This window comes from Haloarcula ordinaria (genome assembly GCF_029338275.1).
Lineage (GTDB): Archaea > Halobacteriota > Halobacteria > Halobacteriales > Haloarculaceae > Haloarcula > Haloarcula ordinaria.
Genome location: NZ_CP119789.1, coordinates 1,587,544 through 1,602,131, shown reverse-complemented (window position 1 = coordinate 1,602,131; position 14,588 = coordinate 1,587,544). Strand labels below are relative to the sequence as shown.

The following is a 14,588-nucleotide window of genomic DNA, read 5'->3' as shown; positions in this document are numbered from 1 at the left end:
GGGCGGACTGCGTGCCAGACCGACCAACACTTTTTCAGCCGCGAGGACCTTCCTCTCCTATGTCAGATACCACCGTCGGAACCGGCGAGGGGGGCACTACCGGTGGCCAGCCGGCCGAGGCGGTGGACACGGACGGGCTCTCTCCGACCGCCGTGGCGACGGAGCTGCTGGCCGCGATCCGAACGGGGGCCGACCCGACGCCCTTCCTCGACGCGCTGGCCGCCTTCGACGACGAGGCCCTGGCACCCGTCCGCGAGGACCGAACGACTGGACTCGCATTCTGGACGAACCTCTACAACGCCGGGACGCAGCTCCTGCTGGACCGCCGGCCAGCCCTCTACGAGAGCTCGCTTCGGTTCGTCCGCTTCTTCAGGGCGAGGGCGGTGACCGTCGGCGGGACCGACCTCTCGCTCAACGATATCGAGGACGGCATCCTCCGGGCGTTGCGGTCGAAGTACACGATGGGCTACACCCCCTCGCTGTTCCAGCGCTCCTTCGAGAAACGCTACACTATCACCCCGCTGGACCCGCGCATCCACTTCGCGCTCAACTGCGGGGCAATGAGCTGCCCGGCAATCCGCGCGTACGACCCCGACGCCGTCGACGAGCAACTCGACCTCGCGACCCGGACGTACCTCGACCGGACCGTGGAGTACGACGCCGAGCGCGATACCGTCAGCGTGCCCCGCCTCTTTCTCTGGTACCGCGGCGACTTCGACGGCGGGAGCGGCACGCGTGACTTCCTTCGTAGGTACGACGTGATTCCCGAGGGTACGAGTCCATCCCTCCGGTATCTCTCGTGGGACTGGGACCGGGCCGCAGGGAACTTCACCGATTGAATCCGTTCGTTAGGTATCTAACAGCCAACACTATCCGAGTACGTACCAATCGGTTCCGTTCCCGGTCCTACCTCGCGGTACCTGCATTCTTATTGACTGGTACCTAACCGGTGGGGAACCCCAACTATATATTCTCAGATACATCTATTCGTTGCAACATGGCAGACATGAACCGACGAAACGTACTGAAGGCGGTCGGAGGCGCAGGTATACTGTTCACAACTGGTGTCGGAACGGCAGCAGCGCGAGGGAAGGGACGACGAGACGGAGCGAGTGCCGAAGGGACGATTCTCGACATCGTCAAGGGTGACTCGGACTTCAGCAGCCTTCAGGAGGCTCTCGAAGTGGCTGGCCTCGACAGCGTGCTTGACGGCAACCGACAGTACACCGTGTTCGCACCTGACAACGACGCGTTTGTCGAATTGATCGGAGTACTAGATAGCGTGCTCGATGACGATATCGAAGACCTGAACGACGTCGTCGGTGCGCTCGGTGTCGGCGGTCTCACAGAAGTCCTTCTGTACCACGTCACCAACGGCCGACGCTACTCGGAGTCGGTAGTCAACGCCTCGAAAATCAAGATGGAAAACGGTGGCACAGTCGACGTCGACGGTCTCGACCTCAACGGCGGTGGCGACGAACTCGGCGGGGCGACCATCGACGCGCCGGACTTCGACATCGAAGCGTCGAACGGCGTCGTCCACCGGATCGACAGTGTCCTGGTACCGCCGGAAATTCTGGCGACGCTGTAGAACACAAAATTCGGGCAGATAAGTCCGACTTTTTCACTCGAGTTCGATGAGATAGGGTCGCCGAGACCAGGCGACTGACTCGACAGACCCGACTAGCGTTACTCCTCGTCTTGCTCTTCGTCGTCGACGTCCTCGAAGTCGGCGTCGACGTACTCGCCTTCCTGACCGGCGCCCGCCGCACCGCCCGGGCCGGCACCGGCTGCGCCGCCGGGACCAGCACCCGCCGCGCCGGCACCTGCTGCGCCACCGGCGGCCTGCTGGGCCTGCTCCTCGTACATCGCCTTGCCGATCTCCTGGAGTTCCTCGGAGAGGGCCTCGGTGACCTCCTCGTAGTCCTCTCGGCCGGCGTCCTCGTCCTCAAGGACCGCTTCGACGTCCTCGATTTTCTCCTCGATGGTCGCCTTCAGATCGTCGTCGATCTGCTCGTCGTTCTCCTCGAGGAGCGTCTCGGCGCGGCGGACGGAGGCCTCGGCCTCGTTGCGGGCCTCGATCTCCTTGCGGCGTTCCTCGTCTTCCTCGGCGTGCTCCTCGGCCTCCTGTTGCATCTCCTCGATCTGCTCGTCGGAGAGGCCAGCGCCGCCCTCGATGGTGATGTCCTCCTTGTTCCCGGAGCCCTTGTCCTCGGCTTCGACGTTGACGATGCCGTTTTCGTCGATGTTGAACGAGACCTCGATCTGCGGGGTGCCGGCGGGGGCCGGCGGGATGCCCGAGAGCGCGAAGGCACCGAGCAGTTCGTTCTCCTCGGCGATCTCACGCTCGCCCTGGAAGACGCGGATCTGGACCTGCGTCTGGTTCGCCTGGGCGGTCGTGAAGATCTTCGATTCCTCCGTGGGAATCGTGGTGTTCTTGTCGATGAGTCGCTCGAAGAGACCGCCCTTGACCTCGACACCGAGCGACAGCGGCGTCACGTCCAGCAGGACGATGTCGTCGACGTCGCCCGAGAGGACGCCACCCTGGATGGCCGCGCCCAGCGCGACGGCCTCGTCGGGGTTGACGTTCTTCTGGGGCGCCTGGCCGGTCATCTCCTCGACTCTCTCCTGGACCTGGGGCATCCGCGTGGAGCCACCGACGAGGATGACCTCGTCGATGTCGCTCTTCTCGTAGCCCGCGTCGGAGAGGGCCTGCTCCGTCGGGCCGACGGTGCGGTCGATGAGGTCCTCGGTCAGCGACTCGAACTTCGCGCGGGTGAGCTTCTCTTCGAGGTCCAGCGGCCCCTCGTCGGTCGTCGCGATGAACGGCAGGTTGATGCGGGTCTCCTTGCGCGAGGAGAGCTCGATCTTCGCTTCCTCGGCGGCCTCGGTCAGGCGCTGGAGGGCCTGGCGGTCGTCACGTAGGTCCACGCCGTGTTCGGCCTCGAACTCGTCGGCCAGATAGTCGATGATGGCGTGGTCCCAGTCGTCGCCGCCGAGGCTGTTGTCCCCGTTGGTCGCGACGACCTCGTAGACGCCGCCGCCCAGGTCGAGGATGGAGACGTCGAAGGTACCGCCGCCGAGGTCGTAGACGAGCACCGTCTGGTCGGACTCGTCGTCGAGCCCGTAGGCCATCGCGGCCGCGGTGGGCTCGTTGACGATGCGCTCGACCTCGAAGCCGGCGATCTCGCCGGCGTCCTTGGTCGCCTGGCGCTGGCGGTCGTTGAAGTACGCCGGGACGGTGATGACCGCCTTCTCCACTTCGTCGCCCAGGTACTCCTCGGCGTCGCGCTTGATCTTCTGGAGGATCATCGCCGAGACCTGCTCAGGCGTGTACTCCTCGCCGTCGAGTTCGACCGTGTAGTCGTCCTCGCCCATGTGGCGCTTGATGGACTGGACGGTCTGGTCGGGGTTCTTGACCGCCTGGTTCTTGGCGGGCTTGCCGACCAGCCGCTCGCCGTCGTCGAAGGCGACGACGGACGCCGTCGTCCGGTCACCCTCGCCGTTGACGATGATCTCCGGGTCGCCACCCTCCATGACCGCAAAGGCGCTGTTCGTCGTCCCGAGGTCGATACCCAGGATTTTGTTGCTCGTCATCTTACCGACTCTTACCGGATTGCGCCGGTTAAAAGTTGCTAGATGGGGCGAGACGCGAACCGTACAGAGGGCGTCCCTCCCGGCTGTTTGTGACTTTTAGCCGGGCACTAATCAGCACCTATAACACGTACCGCAACACGAGCAGTCGCCGCTCACAACGGCGAAGGCCTCCCTCCGGTCGGACCCTCGCTGCTCCTGCCAGTCCCATCTCGCTGCTCGCGGTTCCCTTCGGTCACCGCTCATCTCTTCGAGGCCCTTCGCTTCGCTCAGGCCCTCGCTATCCCTCGCTACTCTTCACTGACGGTGACCTGCGCCTCGCGCAGGACCTTCTCGCCCATCTCGTAGCCAGGTCGGTGAACGTCGGCGATAGCGCCCGGGTCCTCGTCGCTCTCGACGTTCGCGAGTACCTGATGTTGCGTCGGGTCGAGGTCGGTCCCCGGGTCCGGGTCGATGATTTCGACGCCCTCCGCGTCGAGCACGTCGTCGAGCTGGCGCAGCGTCGCTTCGACGCCGTCGCGGATGTCCGTGCCCTCGTCCTGTTCGAGCGCGCGCTTGAGGTTGTCCCGGACGTCGAACAGCTTGGTCACCAGGTCCTCGGTGGCCCGCTGTTTCTCCTCGTCCCGGCGCTTTTGCATCCGTTTCTTGTAGTTCTGGAAGTCCGCCTGCTTGCGCTTGAGCTTCGATTCGAGCTCCTCGACGTCGGCCTCGCGGTCGGCGAGAGCGTCTTCGAGTGACTCGGTCCGGGCGCGGAGCGCGGCGAGCTCGCCGGCGATGTCCTCGGGGTCGGACTCCGCGACGCGCTCGACGAGCACTTCGTCGGGCGACTGAGCGTCGCCCGCGTTCCCGAGGTCGACATCGTCTACGTCCACTTCCTCGGGCGCCTCCTCGATATCGACGTCGTCGGCTGTCTGCTCGGTGTCGGCCGCGGCCGAGCTGTCGGCGGCGTCCTGTTCGGTCATACACGTACGAAGCTCGTTCGCGAATAAAAGGATTCAGAATCGACGGCGTGGTCCGAGCCCGCGTCTGTTTCGGTATGGGTTCGACTGGCAGTGTTTACAGTAGCATGTTTTGACTCAGAGAGCCAGAAAGCCCCCGTGTTCTCAGCTTTGGTTCGCGGGCCGATAGCCCGCTCACCAAGACGTGGGACCTCCGGTCCCACGCGACCCGCGGCTCGCTGTGCTCCTCGTCGTTCGCGTTGCTCACTCCTGCGGTGCTTGCGTCGTCCTCAGAAATCGAAGATTTCTGATGGGCTGCGCAAGAGCTCTGCTCTTGCGAACGCCGGGGCTTTCTGGCTGTTCACTCCCAAAATCTCGTAACTAAACACGACTGTCCGAGAGGCGGAAAGCGTTAACAGCGCCAGCGTCGAATCCGGAGGCGTGCTGACGCTTTCCTTCGAGGACGGGACGGTGCGCCTCAGTGGCGAGGCGCCGGCGGACCTCCCCGGGGTCGAGTACGACGAGCGCTCGAAGAGCGCCCGCGCGCCGGCCTACCAGTACCAGCGTGTCCGCGCCGCGCTCGACGAGCGGGGCGTCGAGTACGACGACCGCGTCCTCGAACAGGAGTCTCTCGGCCTCACGACGACCTACGACCTGCGACCCTACCAGGAGCGCGCGCTGTCGGCCTGGCAGTCGGCCGGTGACCGCGGCTGTCTCGAACTCCCGACCGGGAGCGGGAAGACGGTCATCGGTATCGCCGCGATGGTCGCGCTGGGGACGCCCGCGCTGGTCGTCGTCCCGACCATCGACCTGCTCGAGCAGTGGCAACGAGAGCTCGAGCGGGAGTTCGACGTCCCCGTCGGCCGCCTCGGCGGGGGTGAACAGCGCGTCGAAGCAATCACCGTCTCGACGTACGACTCGGCGTACCTCCGCGCGGACGAGCTGGGCGACCGCTTCGGGCTCGTCGTGTTCGACGAGGTGCACCACCTCGGCGGCGAGGGGTACCGCGACATCGCCCGCCTGCTTGCCGCACCGGCCCGCATGGGACTCACGGCGACGTTCGAGCGGCCCGACGGGGCACACGAAATCGTCGAGGACCTGGTCGGACCGCTGGTCCACCGGGTCGAGATAGACGACCTGGCCGGCGAGCACCTCGCGGACTACGACATCAAGCGCCTCGAGGTGACGCTCACCGACGCCGAGCGAGAGCGCTACGAGGAGCACCAGGGCACGTTCACCGACTATCTCGCCCAGTCGGGTATCCAGCTCCGGTCGGGCAGCGACTACCAGGAGCTGGTCAAGCGCTCGGGTCGGGACCCCGCCGCTCGCGAGGCGCTCCTGGCGAAGCAGCGCGCCCGCGAGGTGATGATGAACGCCCAGCGGAAGGTCGACCGTCTCGCCGAGATACTGGATACCCACCGCGAGGACCGCATCATCGTCTTCACGGCCTACACCGACCTGGTCTACCGACTCTCAGAGCGGTTCCTGATACCGGCCATCACCCACGAGACCGGCGCGAGCGAGCGGCGCGAGATTCTCGAGCGGTTCCGCGACGGCACCTACTCCCGGGTGGTGACGGCGAACGTCCTGGACGAGGGCGTGGACGTCCCGGACGCCAACGTCGCGGTCGTTCTCTCCGGGAGTGGCTCGGAACGGGAGTTCACTCAGCGTCTCGGTCGAGTCCTCCGGCCGAAAGCCGACGGCGGCCGTGCCTTGCTGTACGAGCTGGTGACCGAGGAGACGGCCGAGGAACGGGTCGCCCGGCGGCGTCGGTAGCCCTGACACCCGCGCAGCAAATTGTATGTTAACAGACACCATAGATAAAGGCATGGCACGCGCCTCAGACGACCCATCCGACCTCTCCGAGTACGAGCTGGACGCACTGCACTCGGTCGAGCTCGGCCTTGAGTGGCTCCGCCGGGCCCACGGGAACCTCATCGAGTTCCACCACGCCACGGGGCACGCGATGGACCACTTGAACGACGCCGAGCCAGTGTTGCGGGCCTGTGGCTACGACGGCCTGGCCGACCGACTCCGGACCGACCTGCTCCCCCGCGGCGCGGTCGACGGGCGCTGGACCTACGACCTGCTGGAGACGTTCGAAGCGGACCTGCTCGCCGACATGCAAGCGTTCGAGCGCCGGGCCCGCGAGGAGATCGCCGACGGCGACAGCCACGTCGCCGAGCGACGCCAGGAGCGCGCGTGGCGGCGACGCGCAGAGCGCGACGAGTGAGCGCGGGGCACTTTTGTAGCGCGCCCTCCCACCACCGACCGTGCTGACGAAGGACCTCCTGCGCGTCTCGCGGGCCGGCGGGGGCTACAAGCCGCAGTTCGTCGACGAGTCGGCGGACCGACTGGCCGCCCGCGTCCTCGGCGTCTACCAGGGCCATGTCGACGAGACGCGAGCGGACCTGCAGGCGGCGCTCACGGACCTTGAGGGCGACACCGAGGACTTCAAGCTCGTCCGCGGGTTCGCGAAACTCGTCGAGCGGGAGGCCACCTTCGAGACGCGGGCGCCGGTCCCGCCCGAGCGAGCCCGCCGGCGGGTCTTCGAGGTAGCCGAGACCGTCGGCGTCGTCACGGAGGCCGAGCGCGCCGACGCGCTGGCCCGGGCGGCCGGTAGCCTGGGCGTGGCCGTCGAGGCCGTCGAGGACTCGCTCTACGCCGACCTGGAGGCCAACGAAGTGCTCGCAGCCGTCGACGCGCGCTGGACGCCGGCGGACCTGCGCCGGCAGTACAACCTCTCGCTGGCCCAGACCGCGCTGTTCGACGCGACCGAGGTCCGCGTCCGCTCGTCGGACCCCACAACGCTGATTTCGGCTGTCAAGCGATTGCGCCTCATGTACGAGATCCGCCGGACAGAGGCGGGCCGGGAAGTCGTCGTCACCGGTCCGGACGCGCTGTTCTCGACCACGCGCCGCTACGGCACCCGTTTCGCGCGACTCCTGCGGACCGTCTCGCGGGCCGGCGAGTGGCACCTCGAGGCGACTGTCGACGACCGGGGGACCGAGCGGACCATGACGCTCTCCGACGCCGACCTCTCGCCGCCCGGCACCGACCCCGTCGCCGAGGTGACCTACGACAGCGGCGTCGAGGCCGACTTCGCCGCCCGGTTCGAGGCCCTGGGCCTCGACTGGACGCTGGTCCGGGAGCCGGAGCCACTGGCGGCCGGTGAGCACGTCGTCGTCCCCGACTTCGCCTTCGAGTGGCGGCCCGGCGGGGCGGACGGCGTCCGGAACACCGCCGACGCGGCCGCCGAGTTCCGCGTCTTCTTCGAGGTGATGGGGTTCTGGACGCCCGAGTACGTCGAGAAGAAGCTCTCCCGGCTGGCCGACCTGGAGGACGTGGAACTGCTCGTCGCCGTCGACGACTCGCTGGGCGTCGGCGAGACCATCGAGTCGCTCGACCACCGGGCGATACCGTACACGAAGCGCGTCCGAGTCAAGGACGTCCGGGACGCACTGCGCCCGTACGAGGCCGAACTCGTCGCGGCGAGCGCGGCGACCCTCCCCGACGAACTCCGGCCCGACGCCGACGTCGTGTCGCTCGCCGCGCTCGCCGACGAGTGCGGCGTCAGCGAGGACGCCATCGAGGACAAGTCGTTTCCCGAGCACGAGCGCGTCGGTCGAACGCTCGTCCGTCCCGCGGTGCTCGATGAACTCGCCGACGCGGTCGAGGCGGGGATGGCGTACGCGACAGTCGAGGACGTCTTCGACGAGTACGGCGTCGACGACGACAGCGCCGTCCTCGCCAGACTCGGCTACCGCGTCGAGTGGGAGGGGCTCTCCGGCGGGACCATCGCACCCCGCGAGTGACCACGGGAGGGCAGACCGGCGGCGAGACCGGCGGACTGTAACCCTACCCGGCAGTAAGCGACATAGCACCCACGGAGCAGACCAGTCCTACCCGTGCGTGACGGTAGATAAGCACTGCATGGCTTTCTCGCCCGTGAGCGAATCGAGGAGTGCCATGACGGCAGTAAAGATTATCAAGGTGCTCGGCACGTCGACAGAATCCTGGGAAGACGCGGCGCACGAGGCCGTTTCACAGGCCCGCGAGTCGGTCACGGACATCCACGGTATCGAAGTCGAGGACTGGACGGCCAACGTCGAGGACGGCCAGATCACGGAGTACAAGACAACGGTGGAGATTGCCTTCCCCGTCCACCACGACCAGTAAGCGACCGGACTCGCGGCGGTCAGCCGTCCAGGTCACGCCGTCGCCCCTTCGGTACCTGCGAGCGCAGTTCGCCGTACACGTACAGCCCGACACCGACGGGTTCGGGAGCGCCGGCCAGGTCGTGGGTGACGACGAGGTAGCCCCAGTCGCCGTCCCAGTCGAGGTCCTGACCGTGGCCGGCGACGAACGCCTCGGCTTCCCCCTCGCTCAGGTGGATGACGTTCTCCGTCGCGTGCTCGCCGAAGCGCTGAACGGCTTCGAGCGTCGGCTTCCAGTGTTCCTGGCGGGTTCTGAGGAACGTCATCCCCAGACCCTCGACGTCGACGGGCGAGGGTGGGTCGGCCCGCGAGAGCCATATCTTGCCCGCGCCGCGCTCCCAGAACGCGTGGTCCGCGAAGGTCTCGGGCGGGACGCCGAACCGGTCGTCCCAGAAGTCGAGCACTTCCGCGCGAGTCGCTCTGCCCTCGTCATCGCGCTCGGCGTCGGTCGCGGGCAGTCGCGTGAACTTCGTGCTGTCGTTGCTCATCCCGTCACCTCCAGTTTCGCACAGAAGAACCCGCCCGTGTCGTTGTGGTGCGGGTAGATGCGTTTCGCCTTCGCGACGCTCGGGTCGAACTCGTCGTCCTGCCACTCGGTGATACCATCCCGATGGGTCAGTGGCAGGTCGTAGTCGACGAGTTCGCAGTCCTCTTCGCCCAGCACGTGGTCCAGCACGGCCTCGTTCTCCTCTGGCGCGAACGTACACGTCGAGTAGACCACCGTGCCGCCGGGGTCGGTCGCCTGCACGGCCCGCGCGAGGATGCCCTTCTGGACGCCGGAGATGCCCTTGACGTGCGACAACGACCAGTCGTCGAAGGCGTCGGGGTTCTTCCGGATGGTCCCCTCACACGAGCAGGGCACGTCGACCAGCGCGCAGTCGTAGGTCGCGCCGTCGAAGGGCTTCAGCGAGTGATTGCGGGCGTCTTCGTGCGTGACGGCGACGTTCGTCGCCCCGAGGCGTTCGGTGTTCGACCGCAGCGCCGAGATGCGGCCGAGGTTGTTGTCGCTGGCGACGACCTCGCCGCGGTCGTCCATCATGGCGGCCACCTGGGTCGTCTTGCTGCCCGGCGCGGCACAGGCGTCCCAGACGCGCTCGCCGGGTCGGGGGTCGAGCACCGTCGCCGGGACGGCCGACACCTCTTCCTGGCCGTGAATCCAGCCGTGGAAGTACGGCCAGTTGTTCCCCGGCGGGGCGTCGGGCAGGACGAGCACCCGGTCGTGCCAGTCGACGGGCTCGGCGGCGATGTCGGCCTCGTCGAGTGCCGCCCGAGCGTCCGCGACGCTGGCCTTGATGGTGTTGACCCGGACCACCGACGGAAGCGGGCGCTGGCAGGCCGCGCGGAACGCCTCGAAATCGTCGACGATGGGGCGATACCGGTCGGGTAGTTCCATGGGTCCGGGGTTGGCCGGGGGGTCGCTTGTGGGTTTCGGACCGCCGTGTGGTCGCCAACCCACCCCGCCTTTCATTGCCACGGCAGTCGAACGCGGTGGCATGGCACACGTTGAGGTCCACCGTGAGGACATCACGCTGGACGAACCGACACTCGTCGAGGGACTCCCCGGCGTCGGCCTCGTCGGGAAGATCGCGGCCGACCACCTGGTCGAGGTGTACGACATGGACCACTACGCCTCGGCCCACTGCGACGGACTCCCGGAGATCGGCGTCTACGCCGAGGGCGACCCACAGATTCGGTCGCCGGTCCGGTTCTACGCCGACGAAGCGACCGACCTGCTCGTCCTCCAGAGTGAAGCCCCCATCTCACCGTCGGGCGCGACGCAGTTCTCCAGCTGTGTCGTCGGCTGGTTCGAGAGCGTGAACGCGACGCCGGTGTTCCTGAGCGGGATGGCGACCGAGCTCGAGGGGGGCGAGGAACCGTCCGTGTACGGCGTCTCGACGGGCGACGGGGCGCCGCTCCTCGAATCGGCGGGCATCGACGTGCCCACGGAGGCCGGCGCCATCACCGGTCCGACCGGCGCGCTCATCCACGAGGCGAACACCGCCGGCATGACCAGCGTCGGCCTGGTCGTCGAGGCGGACCGGCAGTTCCCGGACCCGATGGCCGCCCGCAGGCTGCTCTCGGAGGGTATCGGCCCCCTCATCGACGTCGACATCGAGACCGACGTGCTGGTCGAACAGGCCGAGCAGATCCGCCATGCGAAGGCGCGCCTGGCCGAGCAGCTCCAGGACAGCGAGGAGAGTACGAGCGCGCGGCCGCTGGGGATGTACCAGTGACATACGGCGAGACAGCGGTGCGGCTGCTCGTCGTCGGGTTCGTGGCCGTCGTCGCCGCCGTCCTGGGCTGGGTGCTGTTCGTCGCCGTCCCGGGCGACCTCGCTGAGTTGCTCGGCGTCCTGCTGGTCATCGGCGTCGTCGTCGCCGCACTGCGCCTGGGTGGCAACGTCGCCGATTACATCGCGCCGTCGCACAACGTCGCCGAGGTCGCCGTCGAGGGACCGATAACCCGCGACGGCGGGGGCGGCCTCACAAGTCCGCCGGTCGGTGCCGCGGCCGACGATATCGTCGAGCAAATCGAACGCGCCGACGCGGACAAGGGCGCCCAGGCGCTCCTGTTGAAACTCAACACGCCGGGTGGCGAAATCGTCCCGAGCGAGGACATCCGCCTCGCCGCGGAGCGCTTCGAGGGGCCGACCGTCGCCTACGCCACCGACGTCTGTGCCAGCGGGGGCTACGACATCGCCGCCGGCTGTGACGAGCTGTGGGCCCGCGAGGGCTCTATCGTCGGCTCCATCGGCGTCATCGGCTCGCGGGTCAACGCCAAAGACCTGGCCGACCGCGCCGGCCTCTCCTACGAGCAGTTCACCGCCGGCGACTACAAGGACGCCGGCGTCCCGCTGAAGGAGATGCGCGAGGAGGAACGCGAGTACCTCCAGGGCATCGTCGACGACTACTACGACCAGTTCGTCGAGACGGTGGCCGAAGGCCGCGAGATGGACGCCGAGGAGATCAGAGCGACGGAGGCCCGGGTGTTCCTCGGCACCGATGCCCACAAACGGGGGCTCGTGGACCGAATCGGGACTCGCGAAGACGTCGAGGACCGCGTCGAGGACCTGCTCGACGAACCGGTCGCCATCGCCGAGTTCCAGCCCCAGCGCGGCGTCCTGGGACGGCTCCGCGGCGGCGCCCAGCGGACCGCGTTCGCGCTGGGTGCCGGCCTCGCCAGTGCCGTCGACGGGGACGTCGACGGGCTCTCCTTCCGCCAGTGAACGGCTAGTAGCGTTGTATGCTGTGAAATCGGAGAAACAACCAGAAAACCCCGACCCGCTGGACTCGGGGGTGGTTCGAAAGACGGCGTCGCCGGCTTTCGTCATCACGGAAGACCTCCGGTCTTCCGAACGACCTCGTTGCGCTCCTCGTCGTTCGCTCCGCTCACTCCGGCGGTGCTTGCGTTGTCCTCAGAAATCGGAGAGTTCTGATGGGCTGCCCAAGAGCGACGCTCGTGCGAACGTCGCCCAGCGGGCGGGGCTTTCTGGCGCTCCAAATCCAGTACTCCGGACCCAGATACTGCAGGTGAACGGCGCGAGGGATTTTTATCTCGGGGGTGTCTCTCCAACACTGTGACCACGCTGGTCGTCTGTATCGACCGGGACAGCCCGGTCGCAGACGAGTGCCCCGTCGTCGGAACGGCGGCCGTCGAGCAGTTGATAGCCGAAACAGGGGTCGTCGACCCCGAAGACAGCCGTGTCAACTGCCTGCTCGAAGGCCTCCGGGTCACCGACGACCTCCAGCAAGACGGGACCGACGCCGTCGTCGCCGTCGTGGGGGGCGGCACGGACAGCGTCGGTGCCGACCGGCAGATAGCCAGACAGACCGACGACCTGATCGAGGAGTACGACCCGGACTCGGCGGTCGTCGTGGTCGACAGCGCCGAGGACGAACGGCTGGTCCCCATCATCGAGAGCCGGGTGCGCGTCGACGCCGTGGACCGCGTCGTCGTCCGGCAGGCCCGGGACATCGAGTCGACGTACTACCTCCTCAAGCAGTTCCTCGGCGACGAGGAGCTCCGGAAGACGGTGCTGGTCCCCATCGGCATCGTCATGCTCGCGTTCCCGATGCTGCTGGTGGTCGTCGAGAGCACGACCATGGCCGTCGGAGCCATCGCGGCCGCCCTCGGCGTCTTCCTCATCTACAAGGGCCTCGGTATCGACGACTACCTCTCGCGGCTCCCGACGCAGATTCGCGAGGGGCTGTACTCCGGCCAGGTGTCGCTCGTCACCTATGTCGTCGCCGGCGGCCTCTCGCTCGTCGGCCTGTTCGCCGGGGCGCTCGGCGTCGGGGCCGTCGGCGAGACGAGCCCGTTCCTCCTCGCGAACATGTTCCTGTTCGACAGCGTCCCCTGGCTCACCGCGGCGGCGCTGGCAGCGTCTGTGGGGCGGCTGCTCGACGAACTCCTCGAGCAAGAGGGCATCCGCAGCGCGTACGTGAACCTGCCGTTCGGTGCCGTCGCGGTCGGGCTGGTTGTCCGTGGCTTCTCGGCGTACTTCCTCGAACGCGGCGGCGTCTTCGACCCCTTCGTCGTCACGCAGACCGACCTCGGCATCGTCGAGATACAGCAGTTCACCATGGAGTCGGGCCAGCGACTGGCGGTGTTCATCCTCGCAGGCATCCTCATCAGCCTCATCGGCGTCCGCGTCGCGGCGTACGTCAGCCAGACCGACATCGAGCGCGACGTCGCCGACTGAGGGGGCGTCGATAGACAGCGATTTAGCCGCCCACCGGCTAGGCCCGCCCATGTCAGACGGCGCGTGGGTCTCGCTGTTCTCCGGCGGCAAGGACTCCTCCTGGGCGCTCTACCGGGCGCTCGAGCGGGGCTATCCGGTCGAGCGGCTGGTGACGGTCCACCCCGACGGCGACTCCTACATGTATCACGTCCCGGCGACGCGGCTCGCGGCGCTGGCCGCTGAGAGCATCGGTATCCCCTTGATGGAGGTGGAACCGGAGGACTTCGAGGCCGACGACGTCCCGGACTCGGGCGTCCAGGGTGACGAAGAGCTGGAGCCCCTGGAGGCCGCCCTCCGGCAACTCGACGGCGAACTGGACCGCGGTATCGGCGGTCTCACGGCCGGTGCCGTCGAGAGCGAGTACCAGACGACGCGCATCGAAGCGATGGCCGAACGACTGGAGGCGGAACTGTTCGCCCCGCTCTGGCAACAGGACCCCCGTGACCTCGCCGACGCGATGCTCGACGCCGGGTTCGAGATTCGCATCATCCAGGTGGCCGCCTACGGCCTCGACGAGTCGTGGCTCGGGCGCACGCTCGACGCCGACGCGCTCGACGAGCTCGAGGCGCTCAACGAGGAGTACGGCGTCCACATCCTCGGGGAGGGCGGCGAGTTCGAGACGCTGGTGACCGACGGCCCGCATATGAGCCGGCGCATCGAACTCGAGTACGAGACCACGTGGGACGGCACTCGCGGCTCGCTCGAGATTCACGACGCGTTCCTCGCGTAGGTCGGCCGGCCCCGCCGCCGAACCACCGCTACCCGCGTGCTTTCACCTATACCCTCCTTGAATGGCCTTAAACAATATCGCCAATATTATAACAACGTTAATATCCGTTGACTGACTGAAGTAACTCAATGGCAACGCAACACCAAGCCGCGACCCAAGCGTACCGCTGTCCCGACTGTTCAGGCGTCATCTCCTTCGATGGCGCGACCTGGGGCTGTACCGACTGTCAGTACGTCCCGCGACACAGCGCGGACTGACGCGGAGTCGACGCCACTTCGCTGACGGCGAAGTCGAGCGTTCGAACCGTGAACCGAGTTACGGCTGGAAGACTGGTCGGCCAGGGAACTGAGAAACGGAGAGCGACCGGT

The 14,588-nt window shown here is 67.2% G+C and carries 15 protein-coding genes; 11 read left to right on the top strand and 4 right to left on the bottom strand.

The genetic code is table 11. From position 1 onward, the window contains the following. Positions 1-59: 59 nt before the first annotated feature. Positions 60-839: a DUF547 domain-containing protein gene (locus P1L41_RS08470; RefSeq protein ID WP_276295293.1), complete on the top strand. Its 780-nt coding sequence runs from the start codon at positions 60-62 to the stop codon at positions 837-839. 110 nt (positions 840-949) lie between these two features. Further along, positions 950-1,591: a fasciclin domain-containing protein gene (locus P1L41_RS08465; RefSeq protein WP_276295292.1), complete on the top strand. Its 642-nt coding sequence runs from the start codon at positions 950-952 to the stop codon at positions 1,589-1,591. 98 nt (positions 1,592-1,689) lie between these two features. Here the strand turns inward: P1L41_RS08465 and dnaK are convergent, their stop codons facing one another. Beyond that, positions 1,690-3,597, bottom strand: coding sequence for a molecular chaperone DnaK (gene dnaK, locus P1L41_RS08460; RefSeq protein ID WP_276295291.1), 1,908 nt, complete (start codon positions 3,595-3,597; stop codon positions 1,690-1,692). A gap of 287 nt (positions 3,598-3,884) precedes the next feature. Further along, entirely contained in the window at positions 3,885-4,556 is a 672-nt protein-coding gene (locus tag P1L41_RS08455) for a nucleotide exchange factor GrpE (RefSeq protein ID WP_276295290.1), read from the bottom strand. Positions 4,557-4,973: 417 nt separating this feature from the next. Here P1L41_RS08455 and P1L41_RS08450 point away from each other — a divergent pair, with 417 nt between their 5' ends. The 4 genes from P1L41_RS08450 to P1L41_RS08435 all read left to right on the top strand — a co-directional run bounded on the left by P1L41_RS08450 (position 4,974) and on the right by P1L41_RS08435 (position 8,711). Further along, complete coding sequence (locus P1L41_RS08450; protein WP_276295289.1) at positions 4,974-6,308, top strand: DEAD/DEAH box helicase; 1,335 nt, start codon at positions 4,974-4,976, stop codon at positions 6,306-6,308. A gap of 52 nt (positions 6,309-6,360) precedes the next feature. Next, positions 6,361-6,765: a hypothetical protein gene (locus tag P1L41_RS08445; protein WP_276295288.1), complete on the top strand. Its 405-nt coding sequence runs from the start codon at positions 6,361-6,363 to the stop codon at positions 6,763-6,765. 40 nt (positions 6,766-6,805) lie between these two features. Further along, a complete protein-coding gene (locus P1L41_RS08440) occupies positions 6,806-8,347 on the top strand; it encodes a DUF790 family protein (RefSeq protein WP_276298419.1) in 1,542 nt (513 codons plus the stop codon). Between the two features lie 154 nt (positions 8,348-8,501). After that, positions 8,502-8,711 carry a dodecin family protein gene (locus P1L41_RS08435; protein ID WP_276298418.1) on the top strand — a complete coding sequence of 70 codons (210 nt, stop codon included), beginning with the start codon at positions 8,502-8,504 and terminating at the stop codon, positions 8,709-8,711. A gap of 19 nt (positions 8,712-8,730) precedes the next feature. Here P1L41_RS08435 and P1L41_RS08430 read toward each other — a convergent pair whose 3' ends face one another. After that, positions 8,731-9,237 (bottom strand): DUF7122 family protein, encoded by a 507-nt coding sequence (locus tag P1L41_RS08430; protein WP_276298417.1) that lies wholly within the window; start codon positions 9,235-9,237, stop codon positions 8,731-8,733. Continuing rightward, positions 9,234-10,142 carry an RsmB/NOP family class I SAM-dependent RNA methyltransferase gene (locus P1L41_RS08425; RefSeq protein ID WP_276298416.1) on the bottom strand — a complete coding sequence of 303 codons (909 nt, stop codon included), beginning with the start codon at positions 10,140-10,142 and terminating at the stop codon, positions 9,234-9,236. Before P1L41_RS08425 ends, P1L41_RS08430 begins: the two co-directional genes overlap by 4 nt. A gap of 100 nt (positions 10,143-10,242) precedes the next feature. Between P1L41_RS08425 and P1L41_RS08420 the strand changes: the two genes are divergently transcribed. From P1L41_RS08420 to P1L41_RS08400, 5 genes are all read left to right on the top strand, one after another. Continuing rightward, positions 10,243-10,983, top strand: a complete 741-nt coding sequence (locus P1L41_RS08420; protein WP_276298415.1) for a proteasome assembly chaperone family protein — start codon at positions 10,243-10,245, stop codon at positions 10,981-10,983. After that, positions 10,980-11,975 (top strand): signal peptide peptidase SppA, encoded by a 996-nt coding sequence (gene sppA / locus P1L41_RS08415; RefSeq protein ID WP_276298414.1) that lies wholly within the window; start codon positions 10,980-10,982, stop codon positions 11,973-11,975. Before P1L41_RS08420 ends, sppA begins: the two co-directional genes overlap by 4 nt. A 351-nt stretch (positions 11,976-12,326) precedes the next feature. After that, on the top strand, positions 12,327-13,451 hold the full coding sequence (locus tag P1L41_RS08410; protein WP_276298413.1) for a DUF373 family protein: 1,125 nt from the start codon (positions 12,327-12,329) through the stop codon (positions 13,449-13,451). Between the two features lie 49 nt (positions 13,452-13,500). Continuing rightward, positions 13,501-14,220 (top strand): diphthine--ammonia ligase, encoded by a 720-nt coding sequence (locus P1L41_RS08405; RefSeq protein WP_276298412.1) that lies wholly within the window; start codon positions 13,501-13,503, stop codon positions 14,218-14,220. Positions 14,221-14,348: 128 nt separating this feature from the next. Then, the gene (locus tag P1L41_RS08400) at positions 14,349-14,477 is read left to right on the top strand and encodes a hypothetical protein (RefSeq protein ID WP_276298411.1); all 129 of its coding nucleotides are present in this window, start codon (positions 14,349-14,351) and stop codon (positions 14,475-14,477) included. Positions 14,478-14,588 lie beyond the last annotated feature (111 nt).

What these genes read in the sequence shown, in the direction of transcription:
- P1L41_RS08470 (WP_276295293.1), top strand. Translation starts at nt 60, where the DNA reads ATGTCAGATACCACCGTCGGAACCGGCGAGGGGGGCACTACCGGTGGC.
- dnaK (WP_276295291.1), bottom strand. Translation starts at nt 3,597, where the DNA reads ATGACGAGCAACAAAATCCTGGGTATCGACCTCGGGACGACGAACAGC.
- P1L41_RS08455 (WP_276295290.1), bottom strand. Translation starts at nt 4,556, where the DNA reads ATGACCGAACAGGACGCCGCCGACAGCTCGGCCGCGGCCGACACCGAG.
- P1L41_RS08445 (WP_276295288.1), top strand. Translation starts at nt 6,361, where the DNA reads ATGGCACGCGCCTCAGACGACCCATCCGACCTCTCCGAGTACGAGCTG.
- P1L41_RS08435 (WP_276298418.1), top strand. Translation starts at nt 8,502, where the DNA reads ATGACGGCAGTAAAGATTATCAAGGTGCTCGGCACGTCGACAGAATCC.
- P1L41_RS08430 (WP_276298417.1), bottom strand. Translation starts at nt 9,237, where the DNA reads ATGAGCAACGACAGCACGAAGTTCACGCGACTGCCCGCGACCGACGCC.
- P1L41_RS08425 (WP_276298416.1), bottom strand. Translation starts at nt 10,142, where the DNA reads ATGGAACTACCCGACCGGTATCGCCCCATCGTCGACGATTTCGAGGCG.
- P1L41_RS08420 (WP_276298415.1), top strand. Translation starts at nt 10,243, where the DNA reads ATGGCACACGTTGAGGTCCACCGTGAGGACATCACGCTGGACGAACCG.
- P1L41_RS08405 (WP_276298412.1), top strand. Translation starts at nt 13,501, where the DNA reads ATGTCAGACGGCGCGTGGGTCTCGCTGTTCTCCGGCGGCAAGGACTCC.
- P1L41_RS08400 (WP_276298411.1), top strand. Translation starts at nt 14,349, where the DNA reads ATGGCAACGCAACACCAAGCCGCGACCCAAGCGTACCGCTGTCCCGAC.